Here is a 19,073-nt window from a genome sequence, read left to right as displayed (position 1 = left end):
CGACTGCACCGACTGCACCGACTGCACCGACTGCACCGACTGCACCGACTGCACCACAAAAAGCCCAGAATATTCAGTCTGCTTCAACAAATGGTCGTGAATTAAAAACATCTATTGAAAATGTAAAACTTCAAACGGCTTCTAACAATGAATGGCAAAAAGAGTTACTTTTAATCCCACCACCGATAAAAAATAATTCGCAAGCTTCGCCAGAACCAACTTCTACACAAGATAAGTCTAAATTTACTACGATCGATGGTGTGGAATATGTAAATAATGAATATCTTGAAGATCAAGAATTTAATCTAGAAGGAAAAAAACGTTTTTATCTCGTGCCAGATGGCTTGGGAAGAACAGAATCAGTAGAGCGGAAGAAAGGTGTCAGCCGATCAACTTTAGATCAGCTTTTTAATCGCCATACTCAAGATAAAGAGGCTACAGTTGTATTAGCACCAACATATATGCGTTTATCTTCGCAAGAGTTAGTGAAAGCTTTTGAACAAGATCAATGTTTTATCAAAGGTTATAACAAATCAATTAAGACGCTTAATATAACTAAAGAAATAAATGTATGGCCAAGAAAACCTTTGAAAGAAAAGTTTGAGTATGAGTTGATTAAGCTTGATCCTTCAGTCCAGCATTTAAAACTTATGTCATTCGCTGCTAGTAATGAAAAACCTTTATATTATTGGCCTTTAGCTGTTTTTTTAGATGATAAGGGTTGCATTTTAGAGGGAGTAAGTGGATTTAAGAGTAAATCTTATCCTTCTACTATGTTACAACATGCATCAATTCAAGGTGTTTTAAAAGTACCACCATCAGCACATTACATGATGTTAACACCTTTATCCTCTGCCGTAGATGTTGCAGAAACCGAGTTATCGAATCAGGGACAAATTCAAATTTCCGTATTACGTTAAAAATAAGTAGGGTATCTAATGAATAAAAAAGTTTTATGGCCTTTTGCATTAACCACATTAGCGATTATGCTAAATGGATGTGGTGGAGGTAGTTCCACAATAAATGAGAATCCTACAAACGGATCAGGAGGAGCTACTGCTAATGGAAGTTGTTCGGTAACAAGTAGTGATTGTCTACAATTTTCTTTAGATTACCCAATTGCTGGTATTAATTTTACATGTAGTAGTGCGACGAATCTAAGCTTTGTTACTAAGGCTTCAGGTAATAGTGTTATTGGATATTGTAAAGTTGGAGATACTGCTAATTTTTATTTACAAGATGCTAAAAATACAAGAAAAATTGAACTAGGTTCTGTCAAGCTGGACACTGTTTCAAAAATTCAGATGACTGTTCCACCACGTTTGAAAGTCATGGATATGGCTATTGGATTAACTGGACAAACTCCAACAACACTTAGCCAAGATGATCCTACAGTCCGTGTTGCAATGGCATTGGTAAAACTCTTTCAAAGTATTGGCTTAGAGCGTGGTGAAAATGTTGTTGGCGATTTGCAGCCAACACGATTTACCGATGACAAGAAAAATACTCTAAATATTTTAGTTCAAAATATTACAGCTACAGAATGGAAAAATGGTGCTTATGCCAATATTTTGAAACCTTGGTTAGATGTAAGTCCGATATCAGATGAACAAGCTTTTGAACTGGTAACACAATTAGCAAACTTAAGTTTAGTAGGACTATATCAATCAGATTATCTTACTTTGGTTAAACCTGTTTTAGGATCGAATCAGCCTTATTTAGTGGCTGAAAATTTTTATGGATGTAATCTAACGAACTTAGCGGATTGTCCAAAAAATGGCGTTAATACCCAACATGTATTAGGTAATTTATTCTTATTATCTGATCGTCAAGGATATACATTTGGTTATGGTTTGCAATGGAAAGGAACTAGTACGATTGCGACTGGAACAGCGATTAGTAAAGTATTTAATATTTTGACCAAATCAAAACCAACTCAAATGATTGCAAATGCGCAAACTAGCTGGCTTGACCCAGTTCAAACAGAGATTAAATCAACAAAACCATTTCGCTTAAAAATCTCTAATAATATTAATGAAGACTTAGTGATTTATCAGGGTAAATTATTAAATGATTCATTTATCGCAGGACGTGATAGTTCATATTTAGCTTTGACGAATACTAAAACTCCTAATCCTCAGCAATATGCATTATGGAGACAAAGTGCTGATAACCAAAATTATATTGGTTCTATGGATATTACTAAAGTTGCACCAGCAAGTTATTTATCCAGTCAGATCTTTAAAACTGCTAAGAACGTCAAATCTGGTCAAACTTATATTTTTCCATTATATGCGACTCTAAACTTTAAATTTGATACCGCAGGAATTGCACCTATTGATTTGGGTATTGTAGTTGATGAGCATGGAGATATTCGTACCGACATTAAACCTAATGCCACTTCAACAGATATGTCTGGTCAGTGTGGGGTGGTTTCAAATACGAATTTAATTGATAATAATGGCGTTCAACAATACCGCATTGGTACAACTGGAGGAACGGAATCAGCAGCCACTGATAAGTCAATTACAGTAAGAATGATTTTGGGTGCACCTGAATTAGGAAATTTAAATGGTATTGTCTTTGGTTTAAATTCAAATGTAGTTCAAAGTACTTCTGAAGATGACATGAAAACATTAGTTGTAAGCGGCGCAAAAATTAATGTTGCTAACTTATTGCAAGGGCAAAGTAGTGGTGCAAACCTTACAACCTATGCTAATGAAATAGTTCCATGGGTTAATCTCTATGCTTTATATCAACAGGTATATAACAAGATTGAAAATATTTCACCTGCTCCGACTGAAGCTGAAAAAGCGCTAGGTCAGCGTCAGGCTGGAACTGTGACACTTAGAACAGCTGATTGCTATCAGATTAAGACTAAACCTTAAAAATAAGAGACAAATAAAAAAAGACCGCTTAGCGGTCTTTTTTTATTATCTAATTAATTAACCAGTATGATCTAAACGAGTACCCAAAGTTTCAAGATGAGTTGGGAACACTTGTTTTTTACGATCTTCAAAATAGTGTCTTAATGTATGTTCTACACTAGGGAAAGCAAGTTCACCCCATGGAATTTCATGTTCTTCAAACAGGCGACTCTCGATGCTTTCTTCACCTGCACCAAAAATCCCATCTTTCAGCTGCGCTTTAAAAAGTACATAAATTTGACCAATACGCGGAATATTGTACATACAATACAGTTGCTCTATTTCTATCTCAGCTTCTGCTTCTTCACGAGTTTCGCGTGCTGCACCTTGCTCCATGGTTTCGAACAATTCCATATAGCCAGCAGGCAAAGTCCATAAACCATAACGAGGTTCAATCGCACGACGACAGAGTAATACTTTGTCTTCCCATAACGCTAAGGCACCGCAGATTACTTTGGGGTTTTCATAGTGAATATTTCCACAATGAGTACAAACACGGCGTACTTTATGATCACCTAAAGGAATTTTTTGTTCGGTTTTATGCCCACACGCTACACAGAAACTCATAATTATCATCGAGTATAGAGATGACTCAGCATAACTGAATTTTTAGACTTACGCATCAACTCTATTCCCTAAGTTTGATTTTCAGATATGATGCAAAGAGAGATAGAATAATAGGTGAATGGTATGGAAGAGCACTTGCTAACACAAAAGTTACAGCAAAGATTGCGCTTTTCCACCCGCATACAAGAAGCACAAGCAGCAGTACTGATAGCAATTACTAATGAAAATGATCCGAAGGTACTGCTTACACGCCGTTCAATACATATGAACAACCATGCGGGGGAAGTTTCTTTTCCGGGTGGAAAGCGTGATCCTAGTGATACCAGCAATATTGTTGTAGCGTTAAGAGAAGCTCAGGAAGAGACAGCTTTAAACCCGTTCGATGTACAGCTTTTAGGTGATTTACCAATGCAACGTGCAAGAAGTGGTTTGTCTGTAAAACCGATTGTTGGGCTTATTCCTCCAGAGGTAACTTTAATACCTCAGCCTACCGAAATTGATCGAATTTTCTTTGTGCCATTAAAGCAACTTATTGAAACGCGTCCAACACCCTATGAAGTTCGATATGCCCATCAGTCTTTATATTTTCCAAGCTTACAGATTGATAATGAAATTATTTGGGGTTTAACTGCTCGTATGTTAGTTGCTCTGTTTAAATATGGATTGGGTTATCAAAAAGATTGGCCATTCTTACTCAACTCGCCAACCTTTGGAATGCCAAAGTTTTCTCATAAGAATAAATGATCAGGATTGATAAATTATGATGTATAGCTATCAAGGACAGCACCCAAAAGCCTTACATGAGCCATGGGATGGTTGGGTTGCTCCAACAGCAACGCTCATTGGACAAGTAGAGTTAGGGCGTCAAGTCAGCATTTGGTTTGGAGCTGTAGTTCGTGCCGATAACTGTGTAGTTCGAATTGGTGATTTCTCTAATATTCAAGAAAATTCTGTACTACATACCGATGCGGGCCTTGAGTTAAATATTGGTGAGTATGTCACAGTCGGGCATAAAGTCATGCTGCATGGTTGTACGATTGGTGATAATAGCTTGATTGGTATGAACGCCGTCATTTTAAATCGGGCTGTGATTGGTAAAAACTGTATTATTGGTGCGAATGCCTTAATTCCTGAAGGGAAGGTGATTCCAGATAATTCAGTGGTGATGGGTTCACCTGGCAAAATTGTCAAAACTTTAGATGAAGATGGCGCTGCAAAAATACGTTTGAGTGCATTGCATTATGCTGAGCACTTTAAGAACTATGCAGATTTAAAAGAATTCCACTTTTAACTCTTTTTTAGAAAAATATTTTTATGCCAAGCACAAGCTTGGCATTTTTATTTAGAAAGAGAACAACTCGCCTATCAGAGCTGAGTGGGGTATCATAACCCTCGTTTTTAATCTGATTTAATACTAAGGTTGTGCATGAAATTGCTGGCGTTGGAAACTGCAAATGAGCAGTGTTCTATTTCATTAGTCGATGAAACCCAAGAACTGTTTTTTCAACTCGATACGCGGGCGAAAGCACAAACCCAGACCATTTTGCCCATGATTGAGCAGGGGCTACAACAAACAGGTCTTGAGGTTGCTGGTCTAGATGCGATTGCCTTTAGCCGTGGGCCGGGTTCTTTTAGTGGTGTTCGCATTAATGCAGCTGTGACTCAGGCGTTGGCATGGTCACAAGATTTACCCGTTATTCCTGTTTCGAGTTTGCAAGCTTTAGCTCAAGCGGCATACCGACTTGAAGGTTTGAAACAAGTGACTGCGGTTCTCGATGCTCGTATGAACGAAGTTTACATTGCAAGTTATGTTCTAGATGAGCATGGAATTATGCAGTGTATTGATGAAGAAAAATTAATGGGCTACGAGCCAGCAGCTGCTTACGCAAAACATTGCTTAATTGGTTCGGGCGCAAAGTTACTTCAAGCTGATGCAGATCATCAAACAATCACTGCAACTGCACAAGACATTGCTTCTATTGCACGTGTTTATGCAGAAGAAAAGCAGTGGGTTGATGCTGAACATGCTTTGCCAGTTTATTTACGTGATGATGCATGGAAAAAAATAGCAGATCAGGGTAAAGCAAAATAAAGGCGAATCATGCACATATATTTTGAAGTAGATTTTCAAGAACAAGCACAGCACTACCAAGCTGTGCTTTGTTCTAGAGGTGTGAGTGTAGATTTGCAGTTAATTGAAAAACTGAATGCGCGTTTTTTGCGTTTAAATCCTGAGTTGGCACTTTGTGTGGATGAAAACGGGTTATGGTTATCTGCAAATGGCATGAAAATGCAGCCCGATTGGAAAGCCGAAATTTCCCGTTTAAAACGTGCAAGTCTTAAATCAGAAATGATTGCTCGAGCTTGTCAGTTAGGTGAAAAACCAATACTGGTTGATGCTACAGCAGGCTTAGGCCACGATAGTTTACTCATGGCTTATTTAGGCGCACAAATACAATTGGTTGAGCGCCATCCAATTTTATTTACCTTACTTGAAGATACAAAAGCACAAGCTGAACAAGACAGCTTTTTAAGCCAGTTTATGGATCGGATTCAACTGATCTTTGCTGACTCTGCAAGTTATTTACAACAGTTACAGCAAACAGCTCAAATGGTTGATGTGGTTTATCTAGATCCGATGTTTCCACAGCGTGACCAGAATCACCAAGCCATCAAAAAACAAGCTCAAGTAAAAAAACAGATGCAGCTTTTACACCTACTTTTACCCGAAGATGGTGAGATGGATTTGGGAGATAATTTGCTGGTTTTGGCACAGAAAGTTGCTAAACGTGTAGTCGTTAAACGACCACGCCATGCTATTTTCTTGGCGAATCAAGAGCCAGCTCATCAATGGCAAGGAGATGCTTGTCGTTTTGATGCGTATTTTCAGTAGGCTTATGTAAGGTTAGGTTTTATTGCTTGAATAATGCACAAATATATGTGATATAGTTCAAAAGCATGATTGCTAAAATTCTTAGCAGGCATACACTTAAGATGCCTGACAAAAACGAAATTTTTGAAAACCTTTTATGATTGATCTTAAACCCTCCATTAACTTTTGGCATGATTTTAAAAGCAACCAAATTGCCGGAATGTGGCTGTTTTTGGGATCAAGACGTTCTCTACAAATTGTACATCCATCTATTCTTCAGCTTATTGTTTGGGGAATTTTAGGGGGATGTACTAACTCTCTGTATAGTTGGCTTGTCGCTGGTCAAATCGGTGATTTCAATTCGCAAGGTTTAATTGGTTATGCACTTTGGCCATTTATTGCCTTAATTGTTGGTATATTTTTATCACAGCGCACCAACCAACCTCGTTTAATGCTAGTGCCTGCTTTACTGTGGTTGGTTCTAGATACAAATATCTTATTAATTCAATGTTTAATCCAGTATTTGGGGTCTAACGGTTATCTCAACTTTATTCCCGATGCTATTTATAACGGAATTTTACCGAGCTTATTTGTAGCTTTGTTTGTGTGGCAAAGTTTAGCGGTGATTTGGGTTTTCTCACGCGAACTTAAGTGGCCTTGGTGGGAACGTGCACTCGTCATGGTTGCAACTATTGCGACCATGGTGGTGTGGCAACTTTCCGTAAAAGATCAACCGATTTGGAAGGTTGAAGATTCGGCTCCTACATTTGCTGAAGATGCTTTTTACGCACAAAGTAAGTTGCTGAGCGATTCTTTAGAGCAAGTCCAATATGGCGAGCAGGCAAAAAGTCATTGGTATTTTTTAGGTGTTGCTGGCGATAGTTACCAAGATGTTTTTAAATCGGAAGTGGTCCGTATTAAAGAACAGTTTGACACACGTTTTGGAACGATTGGTCGTTCGATGATGTTGGTTAATAATCCAGACACCCGCACAGAGATTCCAATTGCCTCTAAAACCAGTATTGAGTTAGCCCTACGCCGTATGGGGCAGCAAATGAACCGTGATAGCGATGTCCTATTTCTATATATGACTTCACACGGTGAACAGAATCACTTCGAAATTGAAAATGCACCATTAGATTTAGGGCAAGTAGACCCGAAATGGTTGCGTGAAACACTTGATAAATCCGGTATTCGCTGGCGCGTGATTGTTATCTCAGCCTGTTATTCAGGAAGCTTTATTCCTGCTTTACAGTCTCCTGATACTTTAATTATTACCGCATCAGCCGCTGATAAAACTTCTTTTGGATGTAATAACGAAGCTGACTATACCTATTTTGGACGAGCTTTCTTTGATTTGGCTATGCGAGAGCAATCGTCGATGAAAGACTCGTTTAACACAGCTAAGCAAACAGTAACCAAATGGGAAGTGGCTCAAGGTGTTGAACCCTCAGAGCCTCAGTGGATGATTGGTAAAAATATGGAACTTATGCTACCTCAATTGGAAAAGTATCTATTTCCTCAGCAAAATACGGGTAGTGTAGATATTGCTCAAACAAAAACAGAGGCTAAAAACGATGCAACTCCTGCAAAAAAACCGCTGCTTTGAGGGCGAGCAGCGTATATACCAATTTGAATCTTCTTATTTAAAAGGACCAGCGAAGTTTGGTGTTTATTTACCACCAGCAGCTTTAGAAGGTAAAGCATGCTCAACTTTGTTTTACTTAGCTGGGTTAACGTGTACTGAAGAAACCTTTGCCATTAAAGCACATGCGCAACACATGGCAGCACAACTCAGCTTAATATTGATTACCCCAGACACTTCTCCTCGTGGAGAACAAGTTGCAGCAGGAGATAACTGGGATATTGGGCAAGGCGCGGGTTTTTATATTAATGCCACGCAAGCGCCATGGTCTGAGCATTATCAAATGGAAAGTTATTTAATTGATGAGTTATATCCACTCATTTTAAAAAGCTTTTCTGTAAACGCTCAACAAGTTGGTATCTTTGGGCACTCAATGGGTGGACACGGTGCATTAACTTTAGCGTTTAAATATCCTGAAAAGTTTAAGTCGGTATCTGCTTTTGCTCCAATCTGTGCACCAACAGAGTGTGCATGGGGAGACAAAGCCTTTAGTCATTATTTAGGTGCAGATCGCGATAGCTGGTTGGCTCATGATGCCACAGCTTTAGTCTCAAAAAATGGTGCAGTATTTGACGAAATTTTGGTTGATCAGGGATTAGATGACCAATTTTATGAACAACTTCACCCTGAAAAATTTAAGCAAGCATGTTTAAAAGCAGGACAGCCTTTAACCTTAAGACAACATGCTGGCTATGATCATGGTTATTACTTTATTCAAACCTTTATGGATGAGCATTTACAGTTCCATGCAATCCAATTAGAAAAGGTCGCTGGCTAATTAGTGTTGCCATTCCACCCGAAATTCTTGTTGAGCCATACGGTTTAGATGATCAAGCACCACTTTTTCTAAGTGATCGTGGTCATCTAACTGGCTATCAATTGCAACGTTTAACTGCTCTGTTTCTGGTGCAAGTGTAATCGTTGCTGTAGGCATTAAGATTTTGAAATCTTGTTCAGTTTCTTGTACTTCAAACTTGTGCTTCCAATGATTAACTAGACGTTTTGCAATGCGTTTTCCATCGTTTGTTAATAGATGAGTTGTGCTTTTCATTATCAATCCTCACATTGGTTTAATGTACCTTAACAAATTCGTTTCGCCGTTAGCATTCTATTGTTGCAACGTTACGTTGCAAGTTTGAAATGTTGTCATTTAAGCAAGGAAGGGCAGGTCAAGTAGGTTCTTTTTTGTTATAATTTTCAGCCTCTCCTTAAATTTTTAGCCAGGTCATCCACCTATGTCCAAGCCTTACTTGATTGCTCCTTCTATTTTATCTGCCGATTTTGCTCGTTTAGGCGAAGATGTAGACAAAGTGTTAGCCGCAGGTGCCGATGTAGTACATTTTGATGTGATGGATAATCACTATGTTCCAAATTTAACTTTTGGTGCTGGTGTATGTAAGGCTTTAAAAAATTATGGGATTACAGCTCCTGTTGACGTGCATCTAATGGTATCTCCAGTTGATCGAATTATTGGAGACTTTTTGGAAGCTGGTGCAGATATTATTACGTTCCACCCAGAAGCATCTCACCACATCGATCGTTCATTACAGTTAATTAAGTCAGGCGGTGCTAAAGCTGGTTTAGTCTTTAACCCTGCAACGCCGTTGCACTATTTAGATTATGTACTTGATAAAGTTGACCAAATTTTATTAATGAGCGTAAACCCTGGTTTTGGTGGACAAAAGTTCATTCCAATGACTTTAGAAAAATTACGTGAAGCTCGTGAAATTATTGATGCAAGTGGCCGTGATATTCGTTTAGAAGTTGACGGTGGTGTTGGCCCTGCAAATATTCGTGAAATCGCAGAAGCTGGCGCAGATATGTTTGTTGCTGGTTCAGCTATTTTTGGTCAACCAGATTATAAAGTTGTGATTGATCAAATGCGTGCAGAGCTTGCGAAAGTGGGCAGTGTAGACGCTTAAAAAGTATGTTGAACTGAGAATAAGCTTGTGGATAACTTTGTTTATAACTATATGGATAACTGTGTTGATAACCGTATGGATAAGATGTTGGTAAAATAAACAAAATTAGATCAACCGTTTATTCTCTAAGCGAAATGTATGAAAAAAGAACGTTTTGGCGTTCTTTTTTTATGCGTGTTGAATATTTTATTATCTGATTTTTTATTAAGCTTTGCTAAAAAATAACCTGTGCAAAAAACGATACGGCTCTGTGTGAAATTTTTTAGAGATAGATAAGTACAAAACTGTAAAAGTGTCATGAAAAATAAAGCTAAATTTGCTTTAATAAGATTTTAGTAAGAGATTTAGATAATTAATGACGATAAAAATTTTAGCGGTAGATATGGATGGGACTTTTCTTAATTCTAAGAAGCAGTACAACAAAGCACGTTTTTTAAAACAGTACGAACAACTTAAACAAAATAATATTCATTTCGTGGTTGCCAGTGGTAACCAACTCGCAAAGCTGATTACCTATTTTCCAGAAATTAGTCATGAAATTGCTTTTATTGCAGAAAATGGCGCGCATGTTGTAGATGCAGGGCAAGAAATAGCTTTTGCTCATTTAAGTCACCAACAATATATTGAGATTCTAAAAGCAATCGACCCTTCATATACCTCAACCATGGTGATCTGCGGGAAACAGAGTGCTTATGTGCATAGCAGCATGAATGCGGAGGACTATGCCAAAGTCGCTCGATACTTTGAAAAGCTAACAGTTATTGATGATTTTTATGCACTAGATGACTTGGTGTGTAAAATTACTTTTACTGCTCAGGAAAACGAAAGCTTTGAGATTTTTGAACATTTTCAGAAAAAAAGTTTTGTTGCAGATAAAGTATTAGTTCCCGTTTCAAGTGGTTTTGGTTTTATTGATTTAATTCTTCCAGACCAGCATAAAGCGCATGGCTTGAAGCTATTGCTGCAAAAATGGCAGGTTAAAGCTGATCAAGTGGTCGCGATTGGTGATAACAATAATGATATTCAGATGATCAAAGCTGTCGGCTATGGATTTGCGGTTGAAAATGCAGTTGAAGCTTTGAAAGCAGTAGCCCCTTATACAACGGTAAGTAATGAACATGAGGGTGCACTAGAAGTAATTGATTTAGTCCTTCAACATCAATCACCATTTGCTTAATTACTTTAAAACAAACTGTTAAGATTGAAAATTGTATCTGTTTGAAAACTTGGTTATGCTAATGGGGTTAAGATTACTCATCGGCTCTAGGCGATAAACCACAATGGCTCTACAACACTTACGCAAGTATGCTTGGTTTGTGTTCCTAATGACTTTGGTCATTGGGTGGAGTGGTGTGTCTGTTGCTCAGACGCCTATGCAGCATGATCTTCACACTATGCCGTGTCATAGTGAAAAAACTTCGCACAAGAATATGCATGTTCAAACAGATGATCAGACTGTATGTCATAAAAATATGACACAGTCTCTTAACTCACATGGTGAGCATTGTCAGGACTGTAACCCAGTTCATTGTCAAATGGTGAATTTGGCATTACAGCAAGCCGTACCAGATATTGACTCGCAATTTATTCCAATCTCTTCTCAATTTAGCAGTATTTATCAGGCTCAGCATTTAGCCGGATACTGGCAAGAAATTTTACGTCCTCCAAAAGCTTAATCCTTTCTTACTTATTTTTTTAGTTCAAAGGATTACAGCAATGTCTCATAAAACAATTAGCAGCCTCGTCGCTGTATTTGGTCTATTGGTTTCACCATGGACTCTCGCGGCAATTAAGGAATATCACCTTAATATTAATGAACAACAGGTCAATGTTACCGGTCAGCCGCTCAAACGAATTACCGTAAATGGAAAATTTACAGCACCACTCCTTGAGTTTGAGGAAGGGGATGAGGCTGTTATTCATGTTCATAACCAATTAAAGAATCAAGATACGTCTTTGCATTGGCATGGATTATTACTGCCAGGGTTAATGGATGGCGTACCGGGTTTCAATGGTTTTAAAGGAATCGCACCAAACGGAGATTTTGTTTACCGCTTTAAGGTGAAACAAAACGGCACTTATTGGTATCACGCCCATAGCAAAGGCCAAGAGCAAGATGGTTTATATGGCCCGCTCGTGATTTCTCCAAAAGGGAAAATACCCGTAGCTGCACATGAAAAAACTGATCGTGATTATGTGGTGATGCTTTCAGATTTTCATAATTCTTCTAGCGATAGCATTATGAAGAATTTGAAGAAATCTCCTGAGTATTATCAAAACCGCCGTGAAACCGTATCTGATGTTTTGAAGCAAGTTAAAACACAAGGCTTAAAAGCAACTTGGCAAGATCGTTCGATGTGGAATCAGATGCGGATGTTAAAAACCGATATGTCTGATGTGACGGGTTATACCTTCTTGGTTAATGGCAAGACACCACAGCAAAACTGGACAGGTAATTTTAAAGCTGGCGATAAGGTTCGATTACGGTTTATTAACGCATCGGCAATGTCATTTTTTGATGTCAGAATTCCAAATTTGAAAATGACAGTTGTAAGTGCAGATGGGCAGCCAGTTAAACCAGTTGCAATTGACGAGTTTCGTATTGGTACAGCTGAAACCTACGATGTCATTGTAGAACCTAAACAGCCAAATTATCAGATTGAAGCAGAGTCTATTGACCGCAGCGGTTTTGCCATTGGGACTTTGCACAATGAAAATACGCAGGCTGTAGAGTCAATTCAAATGCCGCAGCCACGTCCACGTTCTTTGCTAACCATGGACGATATGGGCATGAGTCATGGCAATGGGGCGAGTGATGAACATGCTGGCCATCAAATGAACATGCAACACGACATGTCGGCTATGCCTGAAATCAAAAAAGAAGAGAGCCAGACTAATCATGATCATACGATGATGAACATGGATCATGACATGAAAAGTATGTCATCTGAAAAACATGATCATTCTATGATGCAAATGAAGCATGACATGTCAGCAATGCCTGAAATGAAGCATGATATGCAGGCAATGTCGTCTAGCGAGCATGACCACGCTATGATGAATATGAATCATGAGATGCCGGCGCAATCTGAGAATAAAACTAAAAAGGATGAGCCCGTTTATGGCTGGGCAAATGCTTCGACACCAGCGGGTATGAAAGCGCTGCAATATAGTGATTTGCAATCTTTAACTCCTCAGCCAGACACACGTGCACCAGAACGAGAATTAGTCATTCGTTTAGGCGGCAACATGGAGCGTTATATTTGGACCATTAATGGTAAGAAATTTAGCGAAGCTGAGCCGTTACAAGTTAAATATGGCGAGCGTATTCGCTTGAAGTTCGTGAATGACAGCATGATGGCTCATCCAATGCATTTGCATGGCATGTTCATGCAATTGGAAAATGGTCAGCAAGCTGAAAACTTACCAAATAAACATACCGTTATTGTTCCACCAGGAAAGACAGTTACTGCGTTATTAACAGCCGATGCTTTAGGAGAATGGGCGATTCATTGCCATCTGCTTTATCACATGAGTGCTGGAATGATGAATAAGTTGATTGTGGCTCAAGTGAATGATGGAGCAGTAGATGCATCTCAAGCACCTGTTCAATCTGAAAATGAAAAAGGAGCTAGTCATGCGCATCACTAAGTTATTTTCTCAAATGATATGTTGCGGTATTTTCTCTGGTGTATCGGTTCTTGCTTTTGCCCAAGAACCCTTAACGCATGATCATTTACGCGAACATGGCGGACAGATCTATCAAGCAACAAAAATTGATACTGGCTGGACTCAAAATGAAGAGGGAGAAGGCAGTTTTTCTTCTGAATTAGAAAGTTGGGTGGGAACTGATGAAAATAAATTGTTCATTAAAGCCCATGTTGAAAAAGCCGAGTCGGAAGATGCCAATTATGGCGGTTCAGTACTTTACAGTCGAAATGTAGCTGACTATTGGGATGTACAGGCTGGGGTAAACTACGAGCGCTTACAACGGGAAGATGAAAAGCAAGATCGCTGGGCAGGTGTAGTAGGCTTGCATGGCATGGCACCTTACTTTTTTGAAACCGATGCATATCTTTATGCAGGTGAAGATCAGCTATGGAAGCTAAGTTTGGAAACGGAAAGAGACTTACTCTTTACCCAAAAGCTAATTGGTAAACCTTATTTAAAAGCAGATGTTGTTTTGCAAGATGAATCTCACTATGCAAGTAAAACAGGTTTATCAAGTTTACAAGCTGGTTTTCAAACCCGTTATGAAATCAACAAAAAGGTCATGCCATTTGTTGATGTGGGTTACGGCTATGAAAAAGGTTTAAAACAAACTGCTTGGCAAACTGGAACCGACTCTGAACATGGTTGGTATTATGGAGCAGGGTTAACACTTAAGTTCTAATTGCCGAACAAAAATTAAGCTTAATGATATGCCATTGGTTTATACTGATGGCATTGTTTTTTGTGTCAGTTATGGTGCACAGATGGCTTTAGAAAAACAAGAGAATCAAATACATTTAAATAAAACCAGCTCTAGCTGCGGGTGCTCAAGCATGCCGTCTCAGGAGTATTCTACACCTAGTGAAGCTGTGCCTAGAAAGAGCCAATGGGTGAGTTATTATCATATTCCTCACATGGATTGTGCAGCTGAAGAGCAAATGGTACGGATGGCTTTGGCCTCTTACGCTGACGATATTCAAGAGCTTCATTTTGATTTACCAGCACGGCATTTGGCGATTTATCACAGTGTTCAAGCTGAAAAGATCACCCAAAGCTTGCAACGTTTAGGACTAGGAGCAGAATTACAACAAACGCAGCCACATTATGAACCTGTTGAAAAACCTAAAAAGGTTCGAGCTAGCTCTTCAACAAATGCGTCACAAAAACAAGTTTTACAATGGTTGTTACTGATTAATGGTGTCATGTTTGTCATTGAGTTTATGGCAGGTATTATTGCTTCATCGACCGGATTAATTGCTGATTCACTTGATATGTTTGCCGATGCTGCAATTTATGGAATTGCTTTATTTGTGGTAGGTAAAAATCTAAATGCACAATTAAAAGCTGCTCATCTTTCAGGATGGTTCCAGTTCGGCTTAGCCATAATTGTGTTAATTGATGTGTTGCGCCGTTTTATTTACGGCAGTGAACCCGTTTCAATTCTCATGATTTTAATTGGCGGATTAGCTCTTGCAGCCAATATTAGTTGCCTTTATTTAATGAGAGACCATAAAGAGAGCGGGGCACATATGAAGGCGAGTTATATCTTTTCTGCAAATGATGTCATCGTCAATTTAGGTGTTATTGTTGCGGGAATATTAGTTGCTATTACAGGCTCTCCTTATCCTGATTTAATGATTGGATTAATTATTGTTTTGTTTGTCTTAAATGGTGCACGAAAAATTTTACAGTTAAAAAATGAATAAGATTTTCTAAGAAAGGTTAGTTTTAGATAGGGTTTGCCTTCATTTTTTATTTTAAAGTAAACTGAGTCCTCTCATAAAGGAGGAACGACCTCCCCCATATTGGGTCATCATGTCGGGACGACCTGACGCTATAAAAATTAGTGAATGTTATGGCTTGGGCTATTTTAATTTTAGCAGGTGTATTTGAAATCATTTGGGCATATTCTATGAAAATGTCCGAAGGTTTTACACGTTTAACCCCTAGTGTTATTACCGTAGTTTTTATGATTTTGAGCGTAATTCTACTTTCAATTTCAATGAAGACTTTACCCCTTGGCACTGCCTATACGGTTTGGACAGGAATTGGCGCAATTGGGTCATTTCTAGTCGGTATTTTCTTTCTTCATGAGCCTGTTGGCGCTATGCGAATGATTGCCGCTGTATTGATTGTGTCAGGTTTGGTTCTAATGAAAATTTCATCGCCGTCCTAAGAGAATAAAACTATGTTGCTGTCTTATAAGTATATCAATTCGCCTGTTGGGCAATTAAAGCTGGTTGCGAATGAAAATGCTTTGGTGGCAATACTCTGGGACAATGAAAATCCAAAACGTGTTCGACTGGCCGAGCTGGTCGAACAACTTGAACATCCAGTTTTATTAAAGACAGAACAACAATTAAAAGAATATTTTGAAGGTAAACGCCGTGAGTTTACATTACCACTAGATTTCGAAGGAACCGTATTTCAAAAGCAGGTCTGGTCTGCTTTACTGACCATCCCTTATGGTGAAACAAGAAGTTATAAAGATATTGCTGTTCAAATTGGCAATGAAAAAGCGGTGCGAGCAGTTGGTGCTGCCAATGGCAAAAACCCGATTTCAATTATTGCACCTTGTCACCGAGTCATTGGTGCGGGTGGTGCTTTAGTTGGTTTTGCAGGTGGGCTTGATAAGAAAGATATTTTATTAAAACTAGAGCAACAATGAGCTGTTTTTGCGCTCGATTTTTTTAGACTTTTCTACTAAGCTGTCCACTATGATATTTCATGAAGAAAGTGCTTCATGGCATCGCTTTTTTTGAAATATTGATCTTATTCATAACAAACTTTGGATGTTCTAAAAATGGCTGTCGGTGACGTAACAATGCCACAAATGCATGTGGTAAAAGGTGTAAAAATTGGCTCAACAGAAGCATATGTACGTTACCCAAACCGACGAGATTTAGTCATTTTTGAGTTTGCAGAAGGTTCAAATGTTGCTGGTGTATTTACTCAAAATGCATTTTGTGCAGCACCTGTTCATGTCTCTAAAGCCCATCTTGCCGAAGGTAATCCTCGTTATTTAGTGATTAATACAGGTAATGCCAATGCAGGAACTGGACCTACAGGCTTGAAAAATGCTCAAGATACTTGTGCAAAGTTGGCCGAGCTTGCTGGGGTAAACAGTTTTGAAGTCCTTCCGTTTTCTACGGGTGTGATTGGTGAGCAGCTTCCGATGGAACGTTTACTTGCTGGTCTTCAGCCTGCATTAAATAACGTACAAGACGCGGCTTGGAATGATGCTGCATCTGGCATTATGACCACAGACACAGTACCTAAAGGTGCATCTGAACAATTTGAGCTTGATGGCATTACTTATACCATGACAGGTATTAGTAAAGGCGCCGGAATGATTCGCCCGAACATGGCAACCATGTTGAGCTTTGTGGCAACAGATGCACCTATTAGCCGCGATTTAGTACAAAAATTACTAAAAACCACGGTTGAGCATTCATTTAACCGTATTACGATTGATGGCGATACCTCAACAAATGACTCTTGTATTTTTGTAGCAACAGGTCAGGCGGGTGGCGTTGAAATTACATCAGACAGTGATGCACGCTACACTAAAGTGTTAGAAGTACTTGCTCGTGTAATGAATCGATTAGCACAGTTAATTGTTCGTGATGGCGAAGGTGCAACGAAGTTTATTACTGTAGCTGTAGAAGGCGGCGCAAATATTCAAGAATGTTGTGACATTGCTTATAGCATTGCGCATTCACCACTTGTCAAAACTGCGCTTTTTGCATCGGACCCGAACTGGGGACGTATTTTAGCTGCGATTGGCTATGCAGGAGTTAAAGACCTAGACGTGTCTAAAATTCAAGTGTGGTTAGACGACGTACAAATCTGTAAAGATGGCGGCGCAGCTGAAGACTATACCGAAGAAGCAGGCGCGCGTGTTATGGCTCAAACCGAAATTACCATTCGTGTTGATTTAGGACGTGGTCAAGCCAAAGACACGGTATATACCTGTGACTTATCTTACGACTATGTCAAAATTAATGCTGATTACCGTTCTTAAATATCAGTTATAATCAAGCCTCGACAAAGAGGCTTTTTTATTAGCCCCAACTTTTGATATTAAATGATTCAATCCGTAAATCATTTAAGCAGTAACGTTATATGCGAGCAGGTATGCCAGCATGAAGGATAGAGAAGACGTTTTATGAGTGATGCGACTTTAATTGCCAACGATGCAAAAAACATTGTACAAGCGCATTTAGACCGTTTAGGTGAGCCAAAAGACAATCGCTTAAGTGAAGAAGCAAAACAACAAAAGTTTGCACAGATCGAAGCAGAGCTCAAAAAACGTGATGCTGTCCTTGTTGCTCATTACTATTGCGACCCTGAAGTACAGGAGCTTGCCGAAAAAACAGGTGGATGCGTTTCTGACTCTTTAGAAATGGCCCGTTTCGGACGAGATCATGCTGCCTCAACACTCGTTGTGGCTGGTGTAAAGTTTATGGGAGAAACAGCAAAAATTCTGTCTCCTGAAAAAACAATTTTGATGCCGACACTTGAGGCAACCTGTTCACTCGATTTAGGCTGTCCAGTTGACGAGTTCACAGCATTTTGTGATCAGCATCCTGACCACACCGTAGTTGTTTATGCCAACACATCGGCTGCTGTTAAAGCACGTGCAGATTGGGTAGTGACTTCAAGCTGTGCTGTAGAAATTGTTGAGCACCTAGATAGCTTAGGCGAAAAAATTATTTGGGCACCAGATCAGCACTTAGGTCGCTATATTCAAAAGAAAACTGGTGCAGATATGTTGCTTTGGGATGGCGCATGTATTGTGCATGAAGAATTCCGTGCACGTGGCATTGCCAACATGAAAGCATTGTACCCAGATGCGGCTGTATTGGTACATCCAGAGTCACCAGAGTCGGTTGTAGACATTGCAGATGCGGTAGGTAGTACCTCTCAACTGATTAAAGCTGCGCAGACTTTGCCAAATGAAAGACTCATTGTGGCAACTGACCGCGGTATTTTCTACAAAATGCAGCAAGCGGTACCCAATAAGATTTTAGTTGAAGCACCAACAGCAGGTGAGGGTGCAACTTGTCGTTCATGTGCTCACTGTCCGTGGATGGCAATGAATGAACTCGATGGAATTTTGGAAGTTTTACAAAAAGGTGATCAGGAAATACACGTCGAACCAGCGCTTGCTGAACGTGCCAAAATGCCTTTAGATCGAATGTTAGCCTTTAGTGCATCGTTAAAGCGTTAAAAAACCTCAAAATGCTTGTTAAATATACATTTGATAAGGATTTTTAACTTTTTTTGACAATAGGTGTTGACGTCTGAGGGCGTCGCGCCTAGAATGCACACCGTACCGCACGATGTGCGATACAGCAAAAGCTGAGATAGATCGGAGCATAGCACAGCCTGGTAGTGCACCTGGTTTGGGACCAGGGGGTCGTAGG

The 19,073-nt window shown here is 39.3% G+C and carries 20 protein-coding genes; 18 read left to right on the top strand and 2 right to left on the bottom strand.

The genetic code is table 11. The features are described from left to right. Nucleotides 1–920 (top strand): putative pilus assembly protein FilE (filE, locus tag ODQ17_RS09415; protein WP_322903148.1); only part of this gene is annotated, 920 nt, incomplete at its 5' end. Nucleotides 921–938: 18 nt separating this feature from the next. Next, a complete protein-coding gene (filF, locus tag ODQ17_RS09410; RefSeq protein WP_322903146.1) occupies nt 939–2,888 on the top strand; it encodes a putative pilus system protein FilF in 1,950 nt (649 codons plus the stop codon). Nucleotides 2,889–2,945: 57 nt separating this feature from the next. Here the strand turns inward: filF and ODQ17_RS09405 are convergent, their stop codons facing one another. Then, nucleotides 2,946–3,494, bottom strand: a complete 549-nt coding sequence (locus ODQ17_RS09405) for an NUDIX hydrolase (protein WP_002115876.1) — start codon at nt 3,492–3,494, stop codon at nt 2,946–2,948. Nucleotides 3,495–3,608: 114 nt separating this feature from the next. Between ODQ17_RS09405 and ODQ17_RS09400 the strand changes: the two genes are divergently transcribed. The 6 genes from ODQ17_RS09400 (at nt 3,609) to fghA (ending at nt 8,789) form a co-directional block, all read left to right on the top strand. Beyond that, nucleotides 3,609–4,238, top strand: coding sequence for a CoA pyrophosphatase (locus tag ODQ17_RS09400; protein ID WP_322903144.1), 630 nt, complete (start codon nt 3,609–3,611; stop codon nt 4,236–4,238). A 19-nt stretch (nt 4,239–4,257) separates the two neighbouring features. Further along, nucleotides 4,258–4,785 carry a gamma carbonic anhydrase family protein gene (locus tag ODQ17_RS09395; protein ID WP_080632626.1) on the top strand — a complete coding sequence of 176 codons (528 nt, stop codon included), beginning with the start codon at nt 4,258–4,260 and terminating at the stop codon, nt 4,783–4,785. A gap of 135 nt (nt 4,786–4,920) precedes the next feature. Further along, a complete protein-coding gene (gene tsaB / locus ODQ17_RS09390; RefSeq protein WP_005302860.1) occupies nt 4,921–5,586 on the top strand; it encodes a tRNA (adenosine(37)-N6)-threonylcarbamoyltransferase complex dimerization subunit type 1 TsaB in 666 nt (221 codons plus the stop codon). 9 nt (nt 5,587–5,595) lie between these two features. Continuing rightward, nucleotides 5,596–6,387: a class I SAM-dependent methyltransferase gene (locus ODQ17_RS09385; RefSeq protein WP_322903141.1), complete on the top strand. Its 792-nt coding sequence runs from the start codon at nt 5,596–5,598 to the stop codon at nt 6,385–6,387. Nucleotides 6,388–6,523: 136 nt separating this feature from the next. Next, entirely contained in the window at nt 6,524–7,975 is a 1,452-nt protein-coding gene (locus ODQ17_RS09380) for a C13 family peptidase (RefSeq protein WP_005302864.1), read from the top strand. After that, entirely contained in the window at nt 7,944–8,789 is an 846-nt protein-coding gene (gene fghA, locus ODQ17_RS09375) for an S-formylglutathione hydrolase (protein ID WP_322903138.1), read from the top strand. The genes ODQ17_RS09380 and fghA overlap by 32 nt, the downstream gene beginning before the upstream one ends. On the opposite strand, the gene ODQ17_RS09370 is transcribed toward fghA, so the two are convergent. Continuing rightward, the gene (locus ODQ17_RS09370; protein WP_322903136.1) at nt 8,790–9,062 is read right to left on the bottom strand and encodes a DUF2218 domain-containing protein; all 273 of its coding nucleotides are present in this window, start codon (nt 9,060–9,062) and stop codon (nt 8,790–8,792) included. Nucleotides 9,063–9,246: 184 nt separating this feature from the next. Here ODQ17_RS09370 and rpe point away from each other — a divergent pair, with 184 nt between their 5' ends. From rpe to nadA, 10 genes are all read left to right on the top strand, one after another. Beyond that, a complete protein-coding gene (rpe, locus tag ODQ17_RS09365) occupies nt 9,247–9,933 on the top strand; it encodes a ribulose-phosphate 3-epimerase (protein WP_322903134.1) in 687 nt (228 codons plus the stop codon). 355 nt (nt 9,934–10,288) lie between these two features. Beyond that, complete coding sequence (locus ODQ17_RS09360; protein WP_322903133.1) at nt 10,289–11,110, top strand: Cof-type HAD-IIB family hydrolase; 822 nt, start codon at nt 10,289–10,291, stop codon at nt 11,108–11,110. A gap of 103 nt (nt 11,111–11,213) precedes the next feature. Next, nucleotides 11,214–11,609 carry a hypothetical protein gene (locus ODQ17_RS09355; protein WP_322903131.1) on the top strand — a complete coding sequence of 132 codons (396 nt, stop codon included), beginning with the start codon at nt 11,214–11,216 and terminating at the stop codon, nt 11,607–11,609. A 40-nt stretch (nt 11,610–11,649) separates the two neighbouring features. After that, the gene (locus ODQ17_RS09350) at nt 11,650–13,584 is read left to right on the top strand and encodes a copper resistance system multicopper oxidase (protein WP_322903129.1); all 1,935 of its coding nucleotides are present in this window, start codon (nt 11,650–11,652) and stop codon (nt 13,582–13,584) included. After that, the gene (locus tag ODQ17_RS09345) at nt 13,571–14,326 is read left to right on the top strand and encodes a copper resistance protein B (RefSeq protein WP_322903127.1); all 756 of its coding nucleotides are present in this window, start codon (nt 13,571–13,573) and stop codon (nt 14,324–14,326) included. Before ODQ17_RS09350 ends, ODQ17_RS09345 begins: the two co-directional genes overlap by 14 nt. A gap of 28 nt (nt 14,327–14,354) precedes the next feature. Further along, nucleotides 14,355–15,350 (top strand): cation transporter, encoded by a 996-nt coding sequence (locus tag ODQ17_RS09340; protein ID WP_322903124.1) that lies wholly within the window; start codon nt 14,355–14,357, stop codon nt 15,348–15,350. Nucleotides 15,351–15,499: 149 nt separating this feature from the next. Further along, on the top strand, nt 15,500–15,820 hold the full coding sequence (locus ODQ17_RS09335) for a DMT family transporter (RefSeq protein WP_004794435.1): 321 nt from the start codon (nt 15,500–15,502) through the stop codon (nt 15,818–15,820). Between the two features lie 12 nt (nt 15,821–15,832). Next, nucleotides 15,833–16,312 carry a methylated-DNA--[protein]-cysteine S-methyltransferase gene (locus tag ODQ17_RS09330; protein ID WP_005302878.1) on the top strand — a complete coding sequence of 160 codons (480 nt, stop codon included), beginning with the start codon at nt 15,833–15,835 and terminating at the stop codon, nt 16,310–16,312. 135 nt (nt 16,313–16,447) lie between these two features. After that, nucleotides 16,448–17,668 (top strand): bifunctional glutamate N-acetyltransferase/amino-acid acetyltransferase ArgJ, encoded by a 1,221-nt coding sequence (gene argJ / locus ODQ17_RS09325; RefSeq protein WP_322903122.1) that lies wholly within the window; start codon nt 16,448–16,450, stop codon nt 17,666–17,668. 144 nt (nt 17,669–17,812) lie between these two features. Continuing rightward, complete coding sequence (gene nadA / locus ODQ17_RS09320) at nt 17,813–18,877, top strand: quinolinate synthase NadA (RefSeq protein ID WP_009390598.1); 1,065 nt, start codon at nt 17,813–17,815, stop codon at nt 18,875–18,877. Nucleotides 18,878–19,073: the final 196 nt, after the last annotated feature.

It is taken from the genome of Acinetobacter sp. IRS14 (assembly GCF_034650275.1).
Classification (GTDB): domain Bacteria; phylum Pseudomonadota; class Gammaproteobacteria; order Pseudomonadales; family Moraxellaceae; genus Acinetobacter; species Acinetobacter oleivorans.
Note: the sequence above shows the minus strand (reverse complement) of the source record. Positions and strands in the feature narration are given on the sequence as shown.

Coding starts and splice junctions, on each gene's coding strand:
- filF (WP_322903146.1), top strand. CDS start 939: ATGAATAAAAAAGTTTTATGGCCTTTTGCATTAACCACATTAGCGATT.
- ODQ17_RS09405 (WP_002115876.1), bottom strand. CDS start 3,494: ATGAGTTTCTGTGTAGCGTGTGGGCATAAAACCGAACAAAAAATTCCT.
- ODQ17_RS09395 (WP_080632626.1), top strand. CDS start 4,258: ATGTATAGCTATCAAGGACAGCACCCAAAAGCCTTACATGAGCCATGG.
- tsaB (WP_005302860.1), top strand. CDS start 4,921: ATGAAATTGCTGGCGTTGGAAACTGCAAATGAGCAGTGTTCTATTTCA.
- ODQ17_RS09385 (WP_322903141.1), top strand. CDS start 5,596: ATGCACATATATTTTGAAGTAGATTTTCAAGAACAAGCACAGCACTAC.
- ODQ17_RS09380 (WP_005302864.1), top strand. CDS start 6,524: ATGATTGATCTTAAACCCTCCATTAACTTTTGGCATGATTTTAAAAGC.
- fghA (WP_322903138.1), top strand. CDS start 7,944: ATGCAACTCCTGCAAAAAAACCGCTGCTTTGAGGGCGAGCAGCGTATA.
- ODQ17_RS09370 (WP_322903136.1), bottom strand. CDS start 9,062: ATGAAAAGCACAACTCATCTATTAACAAACGATGGAAAACGCATTGCA.
- rpe (WP_322903134.1), top strand. CDS start 9,247: ATGTCCAAGCCTTACTTGATTGCTCCTTCTATTTTATCTGCCGATTTT.
- ODQ17_RS09360 (WP_322903133.1), top strand. CDS start 10,289: ATGACGATAAAAATTTTAGCGGTAGATATGGATGGGACTTTTCTTAAT.
- ODQ17_RS09355 (WP_322903131.1), top strand. CDS start 11,214: ATGGCTCTACAACACTTACGCAAGTATGCTTGGTTTGTGTTCCTAATG.
- ODQ17_RS09350 (WP_322903129.1), top strand. CDS start 11,650: ATGTCTCATAAAACAATTAGCAGCCTCGTCGCTGTATTTGGTCTATTG.
- ODQ17_RS09345 (WP_322903127.1), top strand. CDS start 13,571: ATGCGCATCACTAAGTTATTTTCTCAAATGATATGTTGCGGTATTTTC.
- ODQ17_RS09340 (WP_322903124.1), top strand. CDS start 14,355: ATGCCATTGGTTTATACTGATGGCATTGTTTTTTGTGTCAGTTATGGT.
- ODQ17_RS09335 (WP_004794435.1), top strand. CDS start 15,500: ATGGCTTGGGCTATTTTAATTTTAGCAGGTGTATTTGAAATCATTTGG.
- ODQ17_RS09330 (WP_005302878.1), top strand. CDS start 15,833: ATGTTGCTGTCTTATAAGTATATCAATTCGCCTGTTGGGCAATTAAAG.
- argJ (WP_322903122.1), top strand. CDS start 16,448: ATGGCTGTCGGTGACGTAACAATGCCACAAATGCATGTGGTAAAAGGT.
- nadA (WP_009390598.1), top strand. CDS start 17,813: ATGAGTGATGCGACTTTAATTGCCAACGATGCAAAAAACATTGTACAA.